General features: G+C 67.5%; 20 protein-coding genes. 11 read left to right on the forward strand and 9 right to left on the reverse strand.

Annotated features, from left to right (window positions below; translation table 11 throughout):
- From AU188_RS08925 to AU188_RS08940, 4 genes are all read left to right on the forward strand, one after another.
- Positions 1 to 441, forward strand: a 441-nt coding sequence (locus AU188_RS08925) for a vWA domain-containing protein (RefSeq protein ID WP_156426615.1), incomplete at its 5' end; no start/stop codon positions are given.
- A gap of 58 nt (positions 442 to 499) precedes the next feature.
- The gene (fabG1, locus tag AU188_RS08930) at positions 500 to 1,267 is read left to right on the forward strand and encodes a 3-oxoacyl-ACP reductase FabG1 (RefSeq protein WP_059163384.1); all 768 of its coding nucleotides are present in this window, start codon (positions 500 to 502) and stop codon (positions 1,265 to 1,267) included.
- Between the two features lie 28 nt (positions 1,268 to 1,295).
- The gene (gene inhA, locus AU188_RS08935; RefSeq protein WP_059163385.1) at positions 1,296 to 2,105 is read left to right on the forward strand and encodes an NADH-dependent enoyl-ACP reductase InhA; all 810 of its coding nucleotides are present in this window, start codon (positions 1,296 to 1,298) and stop codon (positions 2,103 to 2,105) included.
- A gap of 3 nt (positions 2,106 to 2,108) precedes the next feature.
- Positions 2,109 to 3,125, forward strand: a complete 1,017-nt coding sequence (locus AU188_RS08940) for a ferrochelatase (protein ID WP_059163386.1) — start codon at positions 2,109 to 2,111, stop codon at positions 3,123 to 3,125.
- Here AU188_RS08940 and AU188_RS08945 read toward each other — a convergent pair.
- A complete protein-coding gene (locus AU188_RS08945; RefSeq protein ID WP_059163387.1) occupies positions 3,122 to 3,973 on the reverse strand; it encodes an Rv1486c family protein in 852 nt (283 codons plus the stop codon). The two genes, AU188_RS08940 and AU188_RS08945, sit on opposite strands and share 4 nt — an antisense overlap.
- Positions 3,974 to 4,032: 59 nt before the next feature.
- Between AU188_RS08945 and AU188_RS08950 the strand changes: the two genes are divergently transcribed.
- Positions 4,033 to 4,464 carry an NfeD family protein gene (locus tag AU188_RS08950; RefSeq protein ID WP_059100018.1) on the forward strand — a complete coding sequence of 144 codons (432 nt, stop codon included), beginning with the start codon at positions 4,033 to 4,035 and terminating at the stop codon, positions 4,462 to 4,464.
- Positions 4,465 to 4,505: 41 nt separating this feature from the next.
- A complete protein-coding gene (locus tag AU188_RS08955) occupies positions 4,506 to 5,684 on the forward strand; it encodes an SPFH domain-containing protein (RefSeq protein ID WP_059163388.1) in 1,179 nt (392 codons plus the stop codon).
- A gap of 5 nt (positions 5,685 to 5,689) precedes the next feature.
- Here AU188_RS08955 and AU188_RS08960 read toward each other — a convergent pair whose 3' ends face one another.
- The 5 genes from AU188_RS08960 to AU188_RS08980 form a co-directional block, all read right to left on the reverse strand.
- Complete coding sequence (locus AU188_RS08960) at positions 5,690 to 6,847, reverse strand: FAD-dependent monooxygenase (protein WP_059163389.1); 1,158 nt, start codon at positions 6,845 to 6,847, stop codon at positions 5,690 to 5,692.
- Positions 6,844 to 7,386 carry a hypothetical protein gene (locus tag AU188_RS08965; RefSeq protein ID WP_059163390.1) on the reverse strand — a complete coding sequence of 181 codons (543 nt, stop codon included), beginning with the start codon at positions 7,384 to 7,386 and terminating at the stop codon, positions 6,844 to 6,846. The genes AU188_RS08960 and AU188_RS08965 overlap by 4 nt, the downstream gene beginning before the upstream one ends.
- Positions 7,383 to 7,871: a nitroreductase family deazaflavin-dependent oxidoreductase gene (locus AU188_RS08970; RefSeq protein ID WP_059163391.1), complete on the reverse strand. Its 489-nt coding sequence runs from the start codon at positions 7,869 to 7,871 to the stop codon at positions 7,383 to 7,385. Before AU188_RS08970 ends, AU188_RS08965 begins: the two co-directional genes overlap by 4 nt.
- 37 nt (positions 7,872 to 7,908) lie before the next feature.
- The gene (locus AU188_RS08975; RefSeq protein ID WP_059163392.1) at positions 7,909 to 8,523 is read right to left on the reverse strand and encodes a TetR/AcrR family transcriptional regulator; all 615 of its coding nucleotides are present in this window, start codon (positions 8,521 to 8,523) and stop codon (positions 7,909 to 7,911) included.
- Positions 8,524 to 8,626: 103 nt separating this feature from the next.
- On the reverse strand, positions 8,627 to 9,367 hold the full coding sequence (locus AU188_RS08980) for a TVP38/TMEM64 family protein (RefSeq protein WP_059163393.1): 741 nt from the start codon (positions 9,365 to 9,367) through the stop codon (positions 8,627 to 8,629).
- Between the two features lie 99 nt (positions 9,368 to 9,466).
- On the opposite strand from AU188_RS08980, the gene mutA reads away from it, so the two are divergent.
- Genes mutA through lipL form a run of 4 tightly spaced genes read left to right on the forward strand, consistent with a single transcriptional unit; the run spans position 9,467 to position 15,871 of the window.
- Positions 9,467 to 11,287, forward strand: a complete 1,821-nt coding sequence (mutA, locus tag AU188_RS08985; protein ID WP_059163394.1) for a methylmalonyl-CoA mutase small subunit — start codon at positions 9,467 to 9,469, stop codon at positions 11,285 to 11,287.
- Position 11,288: 1 nt separating this feature from the next.
- Positions 11,289 to 13,556, forward strand: a complete 2,268-nt coding sequence (gene scpA / locus AU188_RS08990; protein WP_059163395.1) for a methylmalonyl-CoA mutase — start codon at positions 11,289 to 11,291, stop codon at positions 13,554 to 13,556.
- Positions 13,557 to 14,549 (forward strand): methylmalonyl Co-A mutase-associated GTPase MeaB, encoded by a 993-nt coding sequence (meaB, locus tag AU188_RS08995; protein WP_059163396.1) that lies wholly within the window; start codon positions 13,557 to 13,559, stop codon positions 14,547 to 14,549. It abuts the gene before it with no gap.
- 47 nt (positions 14,550 to 14,596) lie between these two features.
- The gene (lipL, locus tag AU188_RS09000) at positions 14,597 to 15,871 is read left to right on the forward strand and encodes an esterase/beta-lactamase LipL (protein ID WP_059163397.1); all 1,275 of its coding nucleotides are present in this window, start codon (positions 14,597 to 14,599) and stop codon (positions 15,869 to 15,871) included.
- Positions 15,872 to 15,993: 122 nt separating this feature from the next.
- Here the strand turns inward: lipL and AU188_RS25275 are convergent, their stop codons facing one another.
- The 3 genes from AU188_RS25275 to AU188_RS09010 form a co-directional block, all read right to left on the reverse strand.
- The gene (locus AU188_RS25275) at positions 15,994 to 16,425 is read right to left on the reverse strand and encodes a hypothetical protein (protein WP_156426617.1); all 432 of its coding nucleotides are present in this window, start codon (positions 16,423 to 16,425) and stop codon (positions 15,994 to 15,996) included.
- Positions 16,426 to 16,486: 61 nt separating this feature from the next.
- Positions 16,487 to 17,233, reverse strand: a complete 747-nt coding sequence (locus tag AU188_RS09005) for a hypothetical protein (RefSeq protein ID WP_059163398.1) — start codon at positions 17,231 to 17,233, stop codon at positions 16,487 to 16,489.
- A 44-nt stretch (positions 17,234 to 17,277) separates the two neighbouring features.
- Positions 17,278 to 17,646, reverse strand: coding sequence for a hypothetical protein (locus AU188_RS09010; RefSeq protein WP_059100030.1), 369 nt, complete (start codon positions 17,644 to 17,646; stop codon positions 17,278 to 17,280).
- Positions 17,647 to 17,859: 213 nt separating this feature from the next.
- Between AU188_RS09010 and AU188_RS09015 the strand changes: the two genes are divergently transcribed.
- Positions 17,860 to 18,423 carry a hypothetical protein gene (locus AU188_RS09015; RefSeq protein ID WP_286137366.1) on the forward strand — a complete coding sequence of 188 codons (564 nt, stop codon included), beginning with the start codon at positions 17,860 to 17,862 and terminating at the stop codon, positions 18,421 to 18,423.
- Positions 18,424 to 18,440 lie beyond the last annotated feature (17 nt).

The raw sequence follows: 18,440 nt of genomic DNA on the forward strand, positions 1-18,440 counted from the left end.
GTCGGGGCGGTGATCGGTGGCGGCGACGAACCGCCGCCGGCGCGCATCGTGCTGTTCTCCGACGGCAAGGAGACCGTCCCGTCGAATCCGGACAACCCCAAGGGCGCCTTCACCGCGGCGCGGGCCGCCAAGGACCAGGGTGTGCCGATTTCCACGATCTCCTTCGGCACTCCCAACGGGTCGGTCGAGGTCAACAACGAGCGGGTTCCGGTGCCGGTCGACGACGAGGGCATGAAGAAGATCGCCGAGCTTTCCGGAGGCGACGCCTACACCGCCTCCAACCTCGACGAGCTGAACAAGGTGTACGAAACCCTCCAGGACCAGATCGGCTACGAGACCGTGCGCGGCGAGGCCACCAGCGGTTGGCTGCGGCTCGGCGCGCTGGTCGCTGCGGTCGCGGCGGTGGCGAGCCTGCTGATCAACCGTCGGTTGCCGCTCTGAAGACCGTCGAACTAAGGCGATTTCTTAGAAATGACGTCCAGACGATAGGTTGGCGGGCATGACAGTGACCGATGATTCGGCCGACACCGCCGGCCAAACGGCTGGTGGCCGTCCGCCTTTCGTCTCCCGCTCGGTGCTGGTGACCGGTGGCAACCGCGGTATCGGTCTGGCCATTGCTCAGCGGCTCGCCGCCGACGGCCACAAGGTCGCCGTCACCCACCGCGGTTCCGGAGCCCCGGAGGGGCTGTTCGGAGTGGTGTGCGACGTCACCGACAACGACGCCGTCGACCGCGCTTTCAAAGAGGTCGAGGAGCATCAGGGTCCGGTCGAGGTGCTGGTGTCCAATGCCGGGATCTCCAAGGATGCGTTCCTCATGCGGATGACCGAGGAGCGGTTCACCGAGGTCATCAACGCCAACCTCACCGGGGCGTTCCGGGTGGCCCAGCGGGCCTCGCGCAGCATGCAGCGCAAGCGCTTCGGCCGGATCATCTTCATCGGTTCGGTGTCGGGTATGTGGGGCATCGGCAACCAGGCCAACTATGCGGCCGCCAAGGCCGGCCTGATCGGCATGGCCCGCTCGATCTCCCGGGAGCTGTCGAAGGCAGGCGTCACCGCGAACGTCGTCGCCCCCGGCTACATCGACACCGAGATGACCCGCGCGCTCGATGAGCGGATCCAGGCGGGAGCCCTGGAGTTCATCCCGGCCAAGCGGGTCGGCACCGCCGAGGAGGTGGCCGGGGCGGTCAGCTTCCTGGCGTCCGAGGACGCGAGCTACATCGCCGGTGCGGTCATCCCGGTCGACGGCGGCATGGGCATGGGCCACTAGAAGGCCCACTAGGAGGATAAGGACAGACATGGCAGGGTTTCTGGAAGGCAAGCGCATCCTCGTCACGGGGATCATCACCGACTCCTCGATCGCGTTCCACATCGCGCGGGTGGCGCAGGAGGAGGGCGCCGAGCTGGTGCTGACGGGGTTCGATCGGCTGAAGCTGATCCAGCGGATCGCCGACCGGCTCCCGAAACCGGCTCCGCTGCTGGAGCTCGACGTGCAGAACTCCGAGCATCTCGACACGCTGGCCGACCGGGTGACCGAGGTGATCGGCGAGGGCAACAAGCTCGACGGCGTGGTGCACTCGATCGGTTACATGCCGCAGTCGGGGATGGGCATCAACCCGTTCTTCGACGCGCCCTACGAGGACGTGTCGAAGGGCATTCACATCTCGGCCTACTCATACGCTTCGTTGGCCAAGGCGCTGCTGCCGATCATGAATCGCGGCGGCGGGATCGTCGGCATGGACTTCGACCCCACCAGGGCGATGCCGGCCTACAACTGGATGACCGTGGCCAAGAGCGCGCTCGAGTCGGTCAACCGGTTCGTTGCCAGGGAGGCCGGTCCTTACGGGGTTCGCTCGAATCTCGTTGCCGCAGGCCCTATTCGGACGCTGGCGATGAGCGCGATCGTGGGCGGGGCGCTCGGCGACGACGCCGGCGATCAGATCAAGCTGCTCGAGGAGGGCTGGGACCAGCGCGCACCGCTGGGCTGGAACATGAAGGATCCGACGCCGGTGGCCAAGACCGTGCTCGCGCTGATCTCCGAATGGCTGCCGGCCACCACCGGCACCGTCGTCTACGCCGACGGCGGCGCCAGCACGCAGCTGTTGTAGGGAATGGAACGTTCCGCCGACCCGGACTGCTCGGCTTTCGATGCCGTGCTGCTGCTCTCGTTCGGCGGTCCGGAGCGCCCCGAGGACGTGATCCCGTTCCTGGAGAACGTCACCCGAGGCAGGGGGATCCCGCGGGAGCGGTTGGCCGCTGTGGCCGAGCACTATCTGCACTTCGGTGGGGTGTCGCCGATCAACGGCATCAACCGGGCGGTGATCGAGCGGTTGCGCTCCTACACCGACCTGCCCGTGTACTTCGGTAACCGCAACTGGACGCCCTACGTCGAGGACGCCGTCATCGCCATGCGCGACGACGGGGTGCGCCGCGCGGCGGTGTTCGCCACGTCGGCGTGGGGCGGCTACTCGAGTTGCACCCAGTACGTCGAGGACATCGCGAGGGGACGCCGGGCGGCGGGCGACTCGGCGCCCCAGCTGATCAAATTGCGTCAGTACTTCGACCATCCGCTGTTCGTGCGGATGTTCGCCGATGCGGTCACCGCGGCCGCGCAGACGGTGCCCGACGGCGCCCGCCTGGTGTTCACCGCCCACTCGATCCCGCTCGCAGCCCGGTCCCGTTGCGGCACAGACCTTTACGAGCGGCAAGTGGCCTATGCATCGAAGCTCGTCGCAGCCGCGGCCGGCTACCGGGAATATGACCAGGTGTGGCAGTCGCGTTCGGGGCCCCCGCAGGTCCCATGGCTGGAACCCGATGTGGCCGATCATCTGTCGGCGCTCGCGGCGGGCGGCACCACGGCCGTCGTCATCTGCCCGATCGGTTTCGTCGCCGACCACATCGAGGTGGTCTGGGACCTCGATCATGAACTGCGCCTGCAGGCCCAGCAAGCCGGCGTCGCGTTCGCCCGGGCCGCGACACCCAACGCCGACCTCGCGATGGTGGCCGCCGAGCTGCTCGCCGAATTACGGGACGGCCGCGCCCCGACAAGAGTGCCGGGCGCCGATCCGCCACCGCTGCAGGGTTACTCGGTGGACGGTGTGGTGTGCACGCCGGCCTGCACCGGCTAGCTGCGCCAGGGCGAGAGCAGGATCGCGTCGACGGCGGCGATCCGCGCGGAGCGCACCACCGTCGACAGCGGCCGCAGCGCGTCGCTGGCGATCTGCACCTCGGCGGAGCTGTGCAGCCCGATCGGGATCAGCCCGGAGCTGACCGAGATGATCGCGTCGACGTGCGCGGCGTTCTCGAGCACCCGCAGGGCCCGGCTCGGTGCATGGTCGGGAAACCGGTGCACGCGCGTGGATTCCAGCACCTGCTCGACGAGCCCGCGTGGATCCTCGACGTCGATGTCCGCCGCGCCGGCTCGCAAGGTGCCCAGCGCCTCGGCCGCCGACCGAACCGCCGAACGCAGGGCGTATTCCGCCTCGCCGAGGTCCAAATACTCCGGGGCCGTGGACGCGTCGGCCGGTACCGAGTACACGGTCCACGACAGCCCACACGGCTCGCGGTCGAATTCGTCGTCGACGTCGAGTTCGTCGTACTCGAAATCCGGTACCAGCCCGATCGACCCCGCGCCGGAAACGAGGATGGCCTCACCCGCCGTCACCGCATCGCGCTGAAACTGCGTCCCCGCGGGCAGCCCGCGCACGTCGCCGGGAACCGGCAGCGCCAACCTGACCGCCGGCGCCGTCGCGCCGGGACCCGCCGCGGTGCGCAAGGTCTGCAGGAGCGACATCGCGCCCGCGTCGAGCAGATCGGGCCACGGCAGCCCGGTCGCGCCCGCAGCGACGGAGTCGTACGCCGTGACCGAATGTTTTGGCGCCCACAGCGATAGCGCATCGAGGACATCGTCAGGAGCGGCCGCGCCCGCAAGCCAGGCATTGGCCCACACCGACAACGAAACACTGGGACACCACATGATGTTCGCAGTGTAGTTGTTAGGCCCGCATCAGGCCGGTCACGCGATAGGGTGACGTCATGCCTGCTGCGCTGATCTGGTTGATCGCCGCACTGGCGCTCGCCGGGGCCGAAGCCCTGACCGGCGACCTGTTTCTGCTCATGCTGGGCGGCGGGGCGCTGGCAGCGGCCGGATCGAGCCTGATCTTCGACGACCTGTGGGTCCACGGCGCCGTCTTCGCGGTGGTGTCCGTCCTGCTGCTGGTGCTGGTACGCCCGGCGCTGCGCAGGCACTTCCAGGCCGGCACCGGCCTGCCCGATCCGGCGAAGGCGCTGGAGGGCAAGAGTGCGCTGGTGCTCGATCGGGTCGCCCGCCACGAAGGACAGGTCAAGCTCGACGGCGAGATCTGGACCGCACGGCCCTACAACGAGAACGATGTCTACGAACCGGGCGACCACGTGACCGTCGTCCACATCGACGGCGCCACCGCTGTCGTGCAGAAGGTCGTATAGAGGATTCGCTGGGCAACCCGGACGAAGGGAAGGAACCCGTCATGGAAGGTGCCGTCGCAGGTTTGATCCTCGTCGGCGTGCTGGTGGTGTTCGCCGCCATCATCGTCGCGAAGTCGATCGCGCTGATACCTCAGGCAGAGGCCGCGGTCATCGAGCGGCTCGGCCGCTACAGCAAGACCGTGTCGGGTCAGCTGACGTTGCTGCTGCCGTTCATCGACAGGATCCGTGCGCGCGTCGACCTGCGGGAGCGGGTGGTGTCGTTCCCGCCGCAGCCGGTGATCACCGAGGACAACCTGACCGTCAACATCGACACCGTCGTCTATTTCCAGGTCACCAATCCGCAAGCGGCGGTGTACCAGATCAGCAACTACATCGTCGGCGTCGAACAGCTGACCACGACCACGCTGCGCAACGTCGTCGGCGGTATGACGTTGGAGCAGACGCTGACGTCACGGGATCAGATCAACGGCCAGCTGCGCGGCGTGCTCGACGAGGCTACCGGCCGGTGGGGTCTGCGCGTGGCCCGCGTGGAACTGCGCAGCATCGACCCGCCGCCGTCGATCCAGGATTCGATGGAAAAGCAGATGCGCGCCGACCGCGAGAAGCGCGCGATGATTCTCACCGCCGAGGGCTCGCGCGAAGCCGCGATCAAGCAGGCCGAGGGGCAGAAGCAGGCGCAGATCCTGGCGGCCGAGGGCGCCAAGCAGGCGGCGATCCTGGCCGCCGAGGCCGACCGGCAGTCGCGCATGCTGCGCGCGCAGGGTGAACGCGCCGCCGCCTACCTGCAGGCGCAGGGCCAGGCCAAGGCGATCGAGAAGACGTTCGCGGCGATCAAGGCCGGGAGGCCGACCCCGGAGATGCTGGCCTACCAGTACTTGCAGACCCTGCCGCAGATGGCCAAGGGCGAGGCGAACAAGGTGTGGCTGGTACCGAGCGACTTCGGTTCTGCCCTACAGGGTTTCACCAAGCTGCTCGGCGCACCCGGCGAGGACGGCGTGTTCCGCTACACCCCGTCTCCGGTCGACGACACCCCGCCGAAGACCGACGACGACGAGGTCGCCGACTGGTTCAACACCGAGACCGATCCGGAGATCGCGCGGGCGGTGGCCAAGGCCGAGGCCGATGCACGGACACCGGTGACCGGGCCGGGCCTGAACGCGGCGCCGCCACCACAGTCATTGGGATCCGCCAGGACCGAAGGTGGCGCACATTCGCTGTAGGGCGATCAGCTCGACAGGATAGTGTCGGCGCCGAACTGCCGGCGCAAGAGACCGGCGAAGGCGTCGCGCATCACACAGCGCATGACGACCCGCTGTGCCGCCAGGCCCGGCTTCGTCGCCGGCACCAGCCCGCGAGCGAACCATCGGGCGGTGCGCTGTCGGTGACGGACCTCGGGCCGCAGTCGTCTCTGGTACTCGGCGAAGGCGGTCTCGTGGTCGTTCGGATGCGACGACAGCGTCTCGGCAAGCAGATACCCGCCTGCCATGGCCATGGACGCGCCCTGTGCGGAGGCCGGCGTGGTTGCGCCGCAGGCGTCGCCGACCAGGACCACGCGGCGGTCGTACCAGCGGGGCATGGTGATCTGAGTGAGCGTGTCCATGAAAATGAAGTCGGGGAGCTGATCGAGCACTGACGCGGTGTGCCAACGCATTCCGCCGTAGACGTCACGCAGCAGTTGCGCACGGCATCGGGGATCGACGCGCGTGGTGATCTCCGAGCGGAACAGGTACAGCGCGATCAGTTCGCCGGGCTCGCCCGTGGGGTAGAGCACCAGTTGTCGTCCCGGTTCGGTGTAGTGCGTGCGAACATCGCCCAGCCCGAAGCGATCAGCGACCGGGTGGATGGCAACCAGGTAGCCCAGGTGGCGCTGGAACGCCGGATCACATCCGAAGATGAGTTCCCGGGTGAGGGAATGGACACCGTCTGCGCCCACGACGAGATTGAATGTGTCGCAATGCCCGTCGGCAAACGTGACCTCCACGCCAGCGGGCCGCTGATCTATCCCGACAATCCAGTGGCCATAACGGATCTCGACTCTTGGTGCGACGACCCCGGCGAGGACCTCCTCCAATGTCCCGTGCATCACACCAAGGTGTGGACCCCTCGAAATCCTGTCCACCAGCGCCCGGCTCAGCGAGGCGAACACATGGCCGTCCGCGTCGGTGAACTCGGCCGCGCTGACCGGTAGCTGGCGTGATGCCAGGCTCTCTGCGATTCCCATCCGGGCCGCGACGTCATATCCCGTGCCGCCGAAGTCGATGCCGTATCCGCCGGAGCGGGCCGACGAGCCACGCTCGACCACTATCGGACAGTGGCCGTTCTGGTGCAGCCAGTACGCCAACGTCATACCGGCGATGCCACCACCGCTGATGAGGATTCTCATGGCGTCGACTGTCTCTGCGCGGTGGGCAGGGCAAGAAGGTGAGCCAACAACAACTGGACTATCAGGACGGGGGCAAACCAGGACACGGCGGTCGGGATCTCTAGCACGCTCGCGGCCGCCAGACACAGCGCGGCGCACAGGAAGGCCACGGGTGGGCGTTGTGTCGGTGGGGAGAGGGTGATGGCCACGGCGGCGGTCAGCACGGCCGCGTAGATGACGACCGCCGCTGTCCAGCTGAAGCCGGGCACGACCAACGCCAGCACGAAGGGATGCACGTGCGCGGCGACGTAGGAGATCCGGAGTGCTCGGGTGCGTTTCGGTCTGTGGAACCAGCGTGTGTTGGAGGCGGTCGCGTTGACGACGACGCCACCGAAGCCGTCGGCGGCGACGACCGTGACCACCACCACGGCGAACGGCGACCATCCGGCATGCCACGCCAACGCCGCGGCCAGGACCGCGCCGGCTGCGGCGCCGGCCACACTGAGCGCGATCTCGTTTCGGGTCGCGCCCGGGGCGACGACACGGTCGAACACGCTCATGTGCGCGCCGTGTCCAACCGAAGTTCAACCAATGGCAGCGGGGTGTTCGTGTCTGTGATCGGTTCGCCGAGCGTCTGTTCCAGAACCGGCTTGAACTGTGCCCATGCCTTCGGCCGCTCGCTGCGGTAGGCGGCCATCACCCGGTCGCGTTCGTGTTGGTCGAGGATTCGGGCGGTGGCCGGCGCGGGCGGACGGCTGCCTACGTACACGCGCACCGCAGGGTTGGCCTCGATGTTGCGGAACCACTGGGCCCGGGTGCCGAACCCCGAAGCGACGACGAATGTTTCGGGCGTGGGATGGTCGACGACCTCGAGCACGACGTAGCGGCGCTGTCCGGATTTGCGGCCGATGTGTTCGAGCATCAGCACCCGCTGACCGAACATCGCCCCGAGGCGGGCCTTGTAGAGCCAGATCGGGGCGCGCATGAGGCGACGGTTGCGCAGAATGCTGGCGCCGGCATTGGCGAACACATTGGATGCTGACATCGTTTCCTCTCTTGATTCCTCGCCCGAGGCGCTCGGCTCATCCGGCCAGCCCGCCCCGGTAGATCCTGAAAACTTCGGCGGCCCAACGCTTCATGCCGGTGTCAGAGAGCGGGTCCACGCCGAGCACCTCGGTGAGCCGGTTGCGAAGCGTGAGCACCGCCAAGTCATTGGCCAGCAAGAAGGCAGCCCGCACAGCGGCATCCTCGCCAGGGCTCGCGGTACCCGCGGCCACCATCGAGTCGAGCACGCTGATGCTGATCTGGTGCAGTCGTTCGAAGAGCGCGGCGCCAACCGGTCCGCCGTCGAGGAGCAGGCGGCTCAGATACCCGGGGATCGGCGAGTCGGGCGGCAGATGGGTGGCGAGTCCGTCGAGCATGCTCGGCACCGCGGCCGGGCCCATGCCCACTTCGGCGGTTCGGGCCGTTACCGAGGTGAGCAGCGCCTCGAGGGTGCCGACGACGTGGTTGTCGACGGCATCGATCAGGCCGTCCTTGGAGCCGTAATGGCGCACCAACAGCGCCGGGGACACATCCGCCGCCGTGGCGATGTCACGCATCGTGACCCCGTCTGGACCGCGCTGGCTGAACAACCGCAGCGCCTCGTCACGGATTCGCGCCCGCGCCGTCCGATCGTCGGAAGGAGGTGAATGCATGTTTACTATTGTAAACAAATGTTTAGTCGGCGCAAGAGGGCAACGCCGCGCACGGAACACAGGCGCTGTAGCGGCACGCGAATTGCGCAGTCGCGACGCCGGGCTACCTCGTCACCCGCACGGGCTGATCGGCCTCCGCGATCCGGTCGCGGTGATGACGCCGGTGCACGCGGATCTCGTAGATCAGGCCCGCGACGCCCAAACTGGCGGTGCACAGCGAGATCAGCACCAGCAGCGGGCTGACGTTGCCGGTGAGCGCGTCGCCGAGGATCACCACCGCCGCGGTGCCGGGCAGCAGGCCCGCGAGCGTGGCCAGCGAGTACGGCAGCACACGCACCGATGATGCGCCCGCGGCGTAGTTGAGCACGGAGAACGGCACGGCGGGGATCAGCCGCATCGAAAGCACAGTCGGCCAGCCACGTTCACGCAGCCGCGCGTCCAGCGACTGGACCCGCGGGTGGCGCACCAACCGGTTCAGGTGCAGGCCGACGGCGCGCACCAGCAGCAGCGCCAGCACCGCGCTGACCGTCGCGGACGTCACGGCCAGCGGGATGCCGAGCAGGGGTCCGAACAACAGGCCCGCGGCAAGCGTGAAGGCGGTGCGCGGGAACGGGAACACCGTCACCACGATGTGGGCGGCCAGGAACGCCAACGGGAACCACGGCCCGACCGACGTCGCCCAGTCGCGCAACTCGACGGCGGTCGGCAGCGGCACCAGCAACGCGACTGCGACGAGAATCACAATGCCCACCAGAGACCCTGCCAGGCGCACGCGCGAGACGCCCGAAAGCGTCGCGACCACCGCGCCGCGGACCGCGCGCACGGTGCTGACGACGGTGTTCACGCCTACTAAGACTACGGAACGACGGCTGCGGTCACCTGTCGGCGAGCGCCTGAGTCGGCTGCCCGGCCAACGCCGGTGTGATGGCGATCATTTAGCCTGATGATCGTGCAGAAACCCACTGCGGTCGAGGCCGATCGAGAGCGTTGGCGCTCAGCGGTTGCCGGGGTGCTGGCAAAAAGCACCCGACGGGATCCCGCCGATCTGCCCGCCGAACCCGAGCGCCTACTGGATTCGCCGACCTACGACGGCTTCGCGATCCGTCCCCTCTACACCAGCCTGGACGCGCTGCCCGAACCGCCGCTGCCCGGCCAGTGGCCGTTCGTGCGTGGTGGTGACGCGCTGCGCGACGTCAAGACGGGGTGGAAGGTGGCAGAGGCGTTCCCGGCGAACGGTTCCGGCAGCCTGACCGAACACAACGGCGCCATATTGCTCGGTCTGACCGAAGGCGTCAGCGCGCTCGTCATCCGCGTCGGCGCTCCGGCGGGTGTGTCGGCGACCGAACTGGACCGGCTGTTCGACGGGGTCTACCTCGATCTCGTTCCGGTGCTCTTCGAGATCGCCGGGCCGGATTACATTTCCGCGGCCGATGCGGTGCTCGGCTTGCTGGGCGATCTCGACGCCGACCAGCGGTCCCGCCTGTCGGTCGACTTCGGCGCCGACCCGCTGACCGCCCCGTTGAGCGGGCAGCAGGCGGCCGACGTCGGCGACGTGGTGGCGACCGCGGCAAAGCTGGACGCCTTCGGCGGGCACGTTCGCGCCATCACCGTCGACGGTCCCGCATTCCACAATCTCGGCGCCAACGCGTCCTGGGAGCTGGCGGGCATGGTCGCCGCCGGGGTCAGCTACCTGCGGCTGCTGGGCCGAAGCGGCATGGCGGTCCCGGAAGCCCTGCGCCAGCTCAGCTTCCGTGTCGCCGCCGATGACGATCAGTTCATGACGATCGCGAAGCTACGGGCGGCGCGCCGGCTGTGGGCCCGGGTGGCCGAGGTGGTCGGGGCGCCGGAGCACGGGGCCGCGACTTTGCACGCCGTGACCTCGCTGCCGATGATGGCCAAACGCGATCCCTGGGTGAACATGCTGCGCACCACGCTGGCCGCCTTCTCGGCGGGCATCGGCGGCGCGGACACCGTCCAGGTGCACCCGTTCGACGTCGCGATCGCCGGTGGCTTCCCGGGCACCGCCCCGAGCTTCGCGCGCCGGATCGCCCGCAACACCCAGCTGCTGCTGCTCGAGGAGTCACATCTGGGCCGCGTGCTCGACCCCGCGGCGGGTTCCTGGCATGTCGAGGACCTCACCGAGCAGCTCGCCGTGCAGGCCTGGAAGCACTTCCAGGACATCGAGTCCCGCGGCGGTTTCGGTGACGCCGCCGACTACATCGCCGGCCAGATCGCCGACGTCGCGGCCAGGAGAGCCGACGACATAGCCCACCGGCGCACCTCGCTCACCGGCGTGAACGAGTTCCCCGATATCGCCGAACCTGCTCTTCCGCAAGGAGATCCGCTGGCGGGGGTGCAGCGCTACGCGGCCGGCTTCGAGGCGCTGCGGGACCGGTCGGACGCCTTCCTCGAAAAGACCGGCGCGAGGCCGAAGGTGCTGCTGCTGCCGCTCGGTCCGCTCGCCGAACACAACATCCGCACCACGTTCGCGACGAACCTGCTCGCGTCGGGAGGCATCGAGGCGGTGACCGAGACGGCCGACGGCACACCCGCGATCGCGGTGATCTGCGGCACCGACGCGCGCTACGCGACGGAAGCCTCCGCGGCCGTCGACGCCGCCCGTGCGGCCGGCGCCTCGCATGTTCTGCTTGCCGGACCGGAGAAGGCTGTGGCACAAGCGGATTCGAAACCAGACGGCTATCTGACCGCGAAAATCGATGCGGTCGGCACACTGTCGGACCTGCTCACCAGATTGGGGGCCTGAGGTGACCGCCACCGCGGGGATCGGAAAGGACATCGGCAGCTTCGCCGACGTCCCGTTGAATGGAGAGCGCACCGTCGAGGCGCCGACCGAGGCCGCCGTCGCCGCCCATGTCGAATCGGCAGCCGCCGCACACGGATACAGCGTAGGCCAGGTGGATTGGGTGACACCGGAGGGCATCGACGTCAAGCCGGTCTACATCGCCGCCGACCGGGACGCGGCGGTCGCGGCCGGCTATCCGCTCGACACCTTCCCGGGCGAACCGCCGTTCGTGCGGGGGCCGTACCCGACGATGTACGTCAACCAGCCGTGGACCATCCGACAGTACGCGGGCTTCTCCACCGCCGCGGAGTCCAACGCCTTTTACCGGCGCAACCTCGCCGCCGGCCAGAAGGGCCTCTCGGTGGCGTTCGACCTGGCCACCCATCGCGGCTACGACTCCGACCACCCGCGGGTCCAGGGTGACGTCGGAATGGCCGGGGTGGCAATCGATTCCATCCTCGACATGCGCCAGCTGTTCGACGGCATAGACCTGTCGACGGTGTCGGTTTCGATGACGATGAACGGTGCGGTGCTGCCGATCCTGGCGCTGTATGTGGTCGCCGCCGAGGAGCAGGGGGTGCCGCCGGAGAAGCTGGCCGGAACCATCCAGAACGACATCCTCAAAGAGTTCATGGTCCGCAACACCTACATCTACCCGCCGCAGGCGTCGATGCGGATCATCTCCGACATCTTCGGCTACACCAGCGCAAAGATGCCGAAGTTCAACTCCATTTCGATCTCCGGCTACCACATCCAGGAAGCCGGTGCCACAGCCGATCTCGAGCTGGCCTACACGCTCGCCGACGGTGTCGAGTACATCAAGGCGGGTCTGGACGCCGGGCTCGACGTCGACAAGTTCGCGCCGCGGCTGTCGTTCTTCTGGGGCATCGGCATGAATTTCTTCATGGAGGTCGCCAAGCTGCGGGCCGGCCGGCTGCTGTGGAGCGAGTTGGTCGCCGAGTTCAATCCGAAGAGCTCCAAATCCCTGTCGTTACGCACCCATTCGCAGACGTCGGGTTGGTCGCTGACTGCGCAGGACCCCTTCAACAACGTCGCGCGCACCTGCATCGAGGCGATGGCCGCGACGCAGGGGCACACGCAGTCACTGCACACCAACGCGCTCGACGAGGCGCTGGCGCTGCCGACCGACTTCTCGGCGCGGATCGCGCGCAACACCCAGTTGGTGCTGCAGCAGGAGTCGGGCACCACCCGGCCGATCGACCCGTGGGGTGGCTCGTACTACGTCGAATGGCTGACCCACCAACTGGCGACCGCGGCGCGGATGCACATCGGCGAGGTCGTCGAGCACGGCGGTATGGCCCAGGCGATTTCCGACGGCATCCCGAAGCTGCGCATCGAGGAGGCGGCGGCGCGCACGCAGGCCCGTATCGACTCAGGGCAACAGACCGTGATCGGCGTCAACAAGTACCAGGTGGACGAGGACCACGAGATCGAGGTGCTCAAGGTCGAGAACAGCCGGGTGCGCGCCGAGCAGCTCGCCAAACTCGAACAGCTGCGCGCCGACCGCGATCAGGCCGCTGTCGACGCGGCGCTCGCCGACCTGAGCCGGGCCGCGGGCACCCGCGAGCCCGCCGGTGTGGACGGGCTCGGCAACAACCTGCTGGCGCTGGCCATCAATGCCGCGCGGGCCAAAGCCACCGTCGGCGAGATCTCCGATGCGCTGGAGCGGGTTTACGGGCGCCACGTCGCGGAGATCCGTACGATCGCCGGCGTCTACCGCGACGAGATGGGGGGCAGAGGGGTCAGCAACATCACTCAAGCGACCGACCTCGTGCAGAAGTTCGCCGAGGCCGACGGCCGCCAGCCCCGCATCCTCATTGCGAAGATGGGCCAGGACGGTCACGACCGCGGGCAGAAGGTGATCGCGACCGCGTTCGCCGATATCGGCTTCGACGTCGATGTCGGCTCGCTGTTCTCCACGCCGGATGAGGTCGCGCGGCAGGCGGCCGACAACGACGTCCATGTCGTCGGTGTCTCATCGCTTGCGGCCGGGCATCTGACCCTGGTGCCCGCGCTGCGCGACGCGCTCGCGGAGGTCGGCAGGCCCGACATCATGATCGTGGTCGGCGGCGTCATCCCGCCGGGTGACTTCGACGAGCTCCACGCCGCGGGCGCGACCGCGATCTTCCCGCCCGGCACGGTGATCGCCGAAGCCGCAATCGGCCTGCTGCACAAGCTGGCCGAGCGACTCGGTTACCGCCTCGAATAGATGGCCGAGCCGATCGCCGACCTCGCGACCGCCGTGGCGGACGGTGACCGCGCCGCCCTGGCGAGGGCCATCACCCTGGTCGAGTCGACCCGCGTCGACCACCGCGAGCAGGCACAGGAACTGCTGCTGAAACTGACCGCCCATGCGGGCAAGGCGATGCGCGTCGGGATCACCGGGGTGCCGGGCGTGGGAAAGTCGACGACGATCGAAGCGCTCGGCATGTACCTGATCGACCAGGGGCACCGGGTCGCGGTCCTGGCGGTCGACCCGTCCTCGACCCGCACCCGCGGCTCGATCCTCGGTGACAAGACCCGGATGGCCCGACTGGCGGTGCATCCCGACGCCTACATCCGCCCGTCACCGACCTCGGGCACGCTGGGCGGCGTCGCCAAGGCCACCCGGGAGACGATCGTGCTGCTCGAAGCCGCGGGTTTCGACGTGGTCCTGGTCGAAACCGTCGGCGTCGGACAATCCGAGGTGACGGTGGCCAACATGGTCGACACCTTCGTGTTCCTCACGCTGGCGCGCACCGGTGACCAATTGCAGGGAATCAAGAAGGGCGTGCTCGAACTCGCTGACATCGTGGTGGTCAACAAAGCCGACGGTGAGCACGCGATCGAGGCCAAGAGGGCCGCCCGTGAGCTCGCCGGCGCCATCCGCCTCATCTATCCCCGTGAAACGCTTTGGCGCCCACCGGTTCTCACGATGAGCGCGCTGGAAGGGGCAGGCCTGGAGGAGTTGTGGGCGACCGTGCTCAGACATCGCGAGGTGCTGACCGAGGCAGGGGAGTTCGAAAGTCGCCGCCGCACTCAACAGGTCGAGTGGACATGGTCGATGGTGCGCGACGCGGTCCTTGACCGGGTGCTGTCCAACCCGAAGGTCAAGGAGGTCCGCGGCGAGATCGAACGGCAGGTCCGCGACGGCGAATTGACTCCCGCGCTTGCTGCCCAACGGCTGCTCGACGCCTCTGACATGGGCGAACCTAACGAATAGGTAACACGAGGTTTATTAGCCGGGGTTACGAGTAAATTCAATACATTGTGACGGGTGTCAAGAGCCGGGAGCTCAGCGCAGCGCTTCCGCACGGTGTCCAGGGCGCAGCTGATTCGAACTTCGGGTGCACCGTGCGCGGCTTCGCCCGGCTGTTTCCCGGCCGCCGCTACGGCGGCGGCGCGCTGTCGATATACCTGCACGGGGAACCCGTCGTCGACGTGTGGACCGGCTACTCGGATCGCCGCGGCACCCAGCACTGGAACGCCGACACCGGCGCGATGGTTTTCTCGGTCACCAAGGGTTTGGCGTCGACGGTCATCCACCGCCTGGCCGACCGCGGCCTGATCGACTACGACAGCCCGGTCGCCGAGTACTGGCCCGAGTTCGGCGTCAAGGGCAAGAGCCGGATCACGGTGCGCGACATGATGCAGCACCGGGCCGGGTTGTCTCATCTCAACGGCTGCACCAAGGCCGAGTTGCTCGACCACCGCGTGATGGAGCAACGAGTCGCGTCCGCTCCGGTCAACAAACTGCTGTTCGGCCATCAGGCCTACCATGCGCTCACCTACGGCTGGCTGATGTCCGGCCTCGGCCGCGCGGTCACCGGCAAAGGCATGCGCGACCTGATCCGCGAAGAACTCGCCGAACCGCTCGACACCGACGGACTGCACCTGGGCCGCCCGCCCGTCGACGCGCCGACCCGCGCGGCGCAGATCCTCGCGCCACAGGGCACGTTCGCCAATCCCGTTTTCAACTTCATCGCCCCGCGGGTGGCGGCGCTCGGCGTTTCCGGGATGTTCGGCTCGATGTACTTTCCCGGGATGAAGGCCGTCGTCCAGGGCGACACCCCGTTCCTGGACGCCGAGATCCCGGCGGCCAACGGGGTCGCGACCGCGCGCAGCCTGGCCAAGATGTACGGCGCAATCGCCAACGGCGGCCGTATTGCGGGCAAACAGTTCCTGTCCGAAGAGCGCGTCGCGGCGCTCACCGGCAGGCCGAGCTACTGGCCGGACCGAAACATCTTCGTGCCGATGAGTTTCAATCTCGGGTACCACTCGCTGCCGGTCCCGCCGGGATTCATGCCCGGCTTCGGCCATGCCGGCTTGGCCGGGTCGGTCGGCTGGGCCGATCCGACGAGCGGGTTGTCGTTCGGTTTCGTCCACAACCGGCTGTTGACGCGAATGGTGCTCGACCAGGCGGCGTTCGCGGGCTTGCAGGCGTTGATCCGGCGCGATGCGGCACGGGCGCGCAGGCGTGGCTACCAACCGGTGCCCGACCTGGGGGCGCCGTTCTGCGGGGTGTCGCGCTCGGTCGCCGGTTAGCTTTCGCATGGTTGGTCAAGTGTGATTTTGGGCGTGGTTGATCGTCCGGGCGGGATGCTCGGCTTTCGCGCGATGGTCAGTGCGTCACGTGGGGGCTGGGCCGTCGTGTTCCGGCAGGCTGATTAGTCGCCGTGTGCGGCAGGCGTTCGTGTGCGCCGTGATGGCGGCCCAGAGCGAGCGGGCGGCAAGCTAAGTTGCGCCGTCAATGCGGCGCAGTCACGGTCGTCGGTCTTGACCTGCCCGAACCCAGTTGCATCCGTGCCGATTTCGTCTCTGATGGAGCGAACAGTCGCACCAGGACGGCGGCGTTCCAGTTCGGCGACCCACGGTCGATGTAAGCTCCCCGTGGCCTCGATCGCAATCACAGGCGCGGCCGGGCGGTGCTTGTTCAGTGCCAGCTCAAGCTGGGCGATACCTTCACGAGAGACCGGCAACGACACCGGCTCAGCGAGCAGACCAGTTCCATTACTGATCCACACGCGATTGAAGGCCTTGCCTGGATCGACAGCGACGATCACCATCGACGGATCAAGGGCAACATCCAACACCGACATGAGCAGCCTCCTCCGAACCGGACCTTCATCGAGGATCCGTCCAGTGACTACTCATTGCCTATCAGCGGTCGGTCAGCGGGGCGCTGCTGAACCACCTGGTCTTCTGCCGCCAGGACTCCGCCGAGGTCAGCGCGAAGCCGGCGCCACACATGCACGCGAACACCCACACCAGGGTCGTTCCTCCGTCGAGCTGCTGCAGTGCGGGAATGTAGGCGGTGAGCAACCGGACGACGCATGCGGCGATGCCCGCGGCCGACGAGATCAGGTAGACGTTGGCGATCTTGCGTGACCGCGGATCCCTGCGCAGCACCAACAGGGCCCGGCTGCCGTAACCCAGGAGATAGATGAGGATGCCGCAGAGGACCAGCCAGTACATGTTGAGCCAGAAGTCGGTGGGCACCTGGAAGAAGTCCGGCTTGTAGATCCGCGCGCCGTTACCGAGGGAGAAGGTGACCAGCAGCAGCGGGATGCAGAGCGTGGCAGGCAACTCCACGTACTGCCGGAACGACCGCTGCAGCAAATGGTCGTCCTGCAGCCGACCCAGCGCGTTGTAGACGACAGCGGACGCGGCGACGATGTAGCAGTCGTGGCCGATGAAGTCCTCGACGTTCCATTTACCGGTCAGCGCGTGCAGCGCGACACCGAGCGTCTCCGACGCCCAGGGCGACATGAGCAGCACCGCCGTGCCTTGCAGTGCGATGTTGAGGGTAGCCGCGACCTCCCAGCGAGATGACCAGGTGACACGGCGAATCCACAGACTCCACGCGATACAGCAAAGCGTTATCGCGATGAGTGTCGCCAAAGCCATGGACGTTGCCTTCGGGCCGCTGTGGTACTCGGCAAATTGTACGGCTATAGGGGTGGAGCGTCACTGCGCGGCCTCAGCTCCGAGAGCTTCGGTGCGCGGGTGCGCGTCCGGATCGCCTCCCGCAGCGCGGTCGGCGAACTGCCCGACGCCGAAAGCGATTCGACGTAGCGCATGACTTCCTGCCTGGTCATCAGCCCGAACCGGACCTGGAGGTCGGGGTAGCTGAGGCCGAACCGATCGGCCACCCGGCGCAATTCCTCTGCATCGGGGTAGTCGGCTTCTTTGATGCGACGGTAGTAGGTGCTGCTCGATGTGCCGAGAGCGTCGTAGATGTCCTTCGCCTCGACATCTCCGTCGAGGAGATAGTCCAGCAGAGCTTTTAGCTGTCTGCCGTTCTCGTCGGTCCGTGGCATCCACTTACTCTAACGTAAGTTCCCGCGATGAGCGATGGCACCCGCAAATCGGCCAGTCGTGCCTTTATTGACACTGGCGTCACGGTTTTGGGATGCGTCTCCCAAATTTGGGACAGCTGAGCTATCTTTGTTTTCATGGTTGCCCCTTATCCGGCTGCGCCGACATCTGAGGTTCTCCACCCGTTCGGCGTATTTGCTCATGCAACGGTTCGCGTGACGGACCACCTCGCCGATACAACCCGATCGGCGACCATGGCGAAGCTGTCGACTCCGCCCAGTGCTGAGTTGACGGCAGAGCTCGATGGCGCAGGCGAATGGCTCGGCCTGCCGGCCGACGAGATCCTGTTGGCGGCCCTGACCAGGACGGTGGCGCGCACACTCGGCGACGGCGTGGTGCCGGTCGACATCGCCAGCGAGCGCGGCGCCCTGCTCGACGCGGTGCCCATGGTGTGCGCGACCCTGCAGCAGGCCAGCGCCACCGAGGTGCTGGCAACCGTGCACCACACGCTGGCCGCCGCCTCGGAGCACGTCGCCGCCGAGCCGTCCGACGTGTACTTCAACTACATCGGCCAGGCATCCGAGCAGACCCCGGTCCAAGAAACCCCGCCCGGTCTCGGCCATGCGCTCGAGGTGCGGGTGTACCGGGCCGACGGTGACGTGCACATCGACTGGTGGTTCGACACGAGCCGCTTCGAGACCTACACGGTCGAGGAGCTCAGCGAGCAGTTCCGCCTCGCGCTCATCGAGATGACCTCGGACGCGCTCCCGCTGCAGTAATCAATCGCGCCGTCGGC

The sequence above is a fragment of the Mycobacterium sp. IS-3022 genome, assembly GCF_001500065.1.
Taxonomy (GTDB): Bacteria; Actinomycetota; Actinomycetes; order Mycobacteriales; family Mycobacteriaceae; genus Mycobacterium.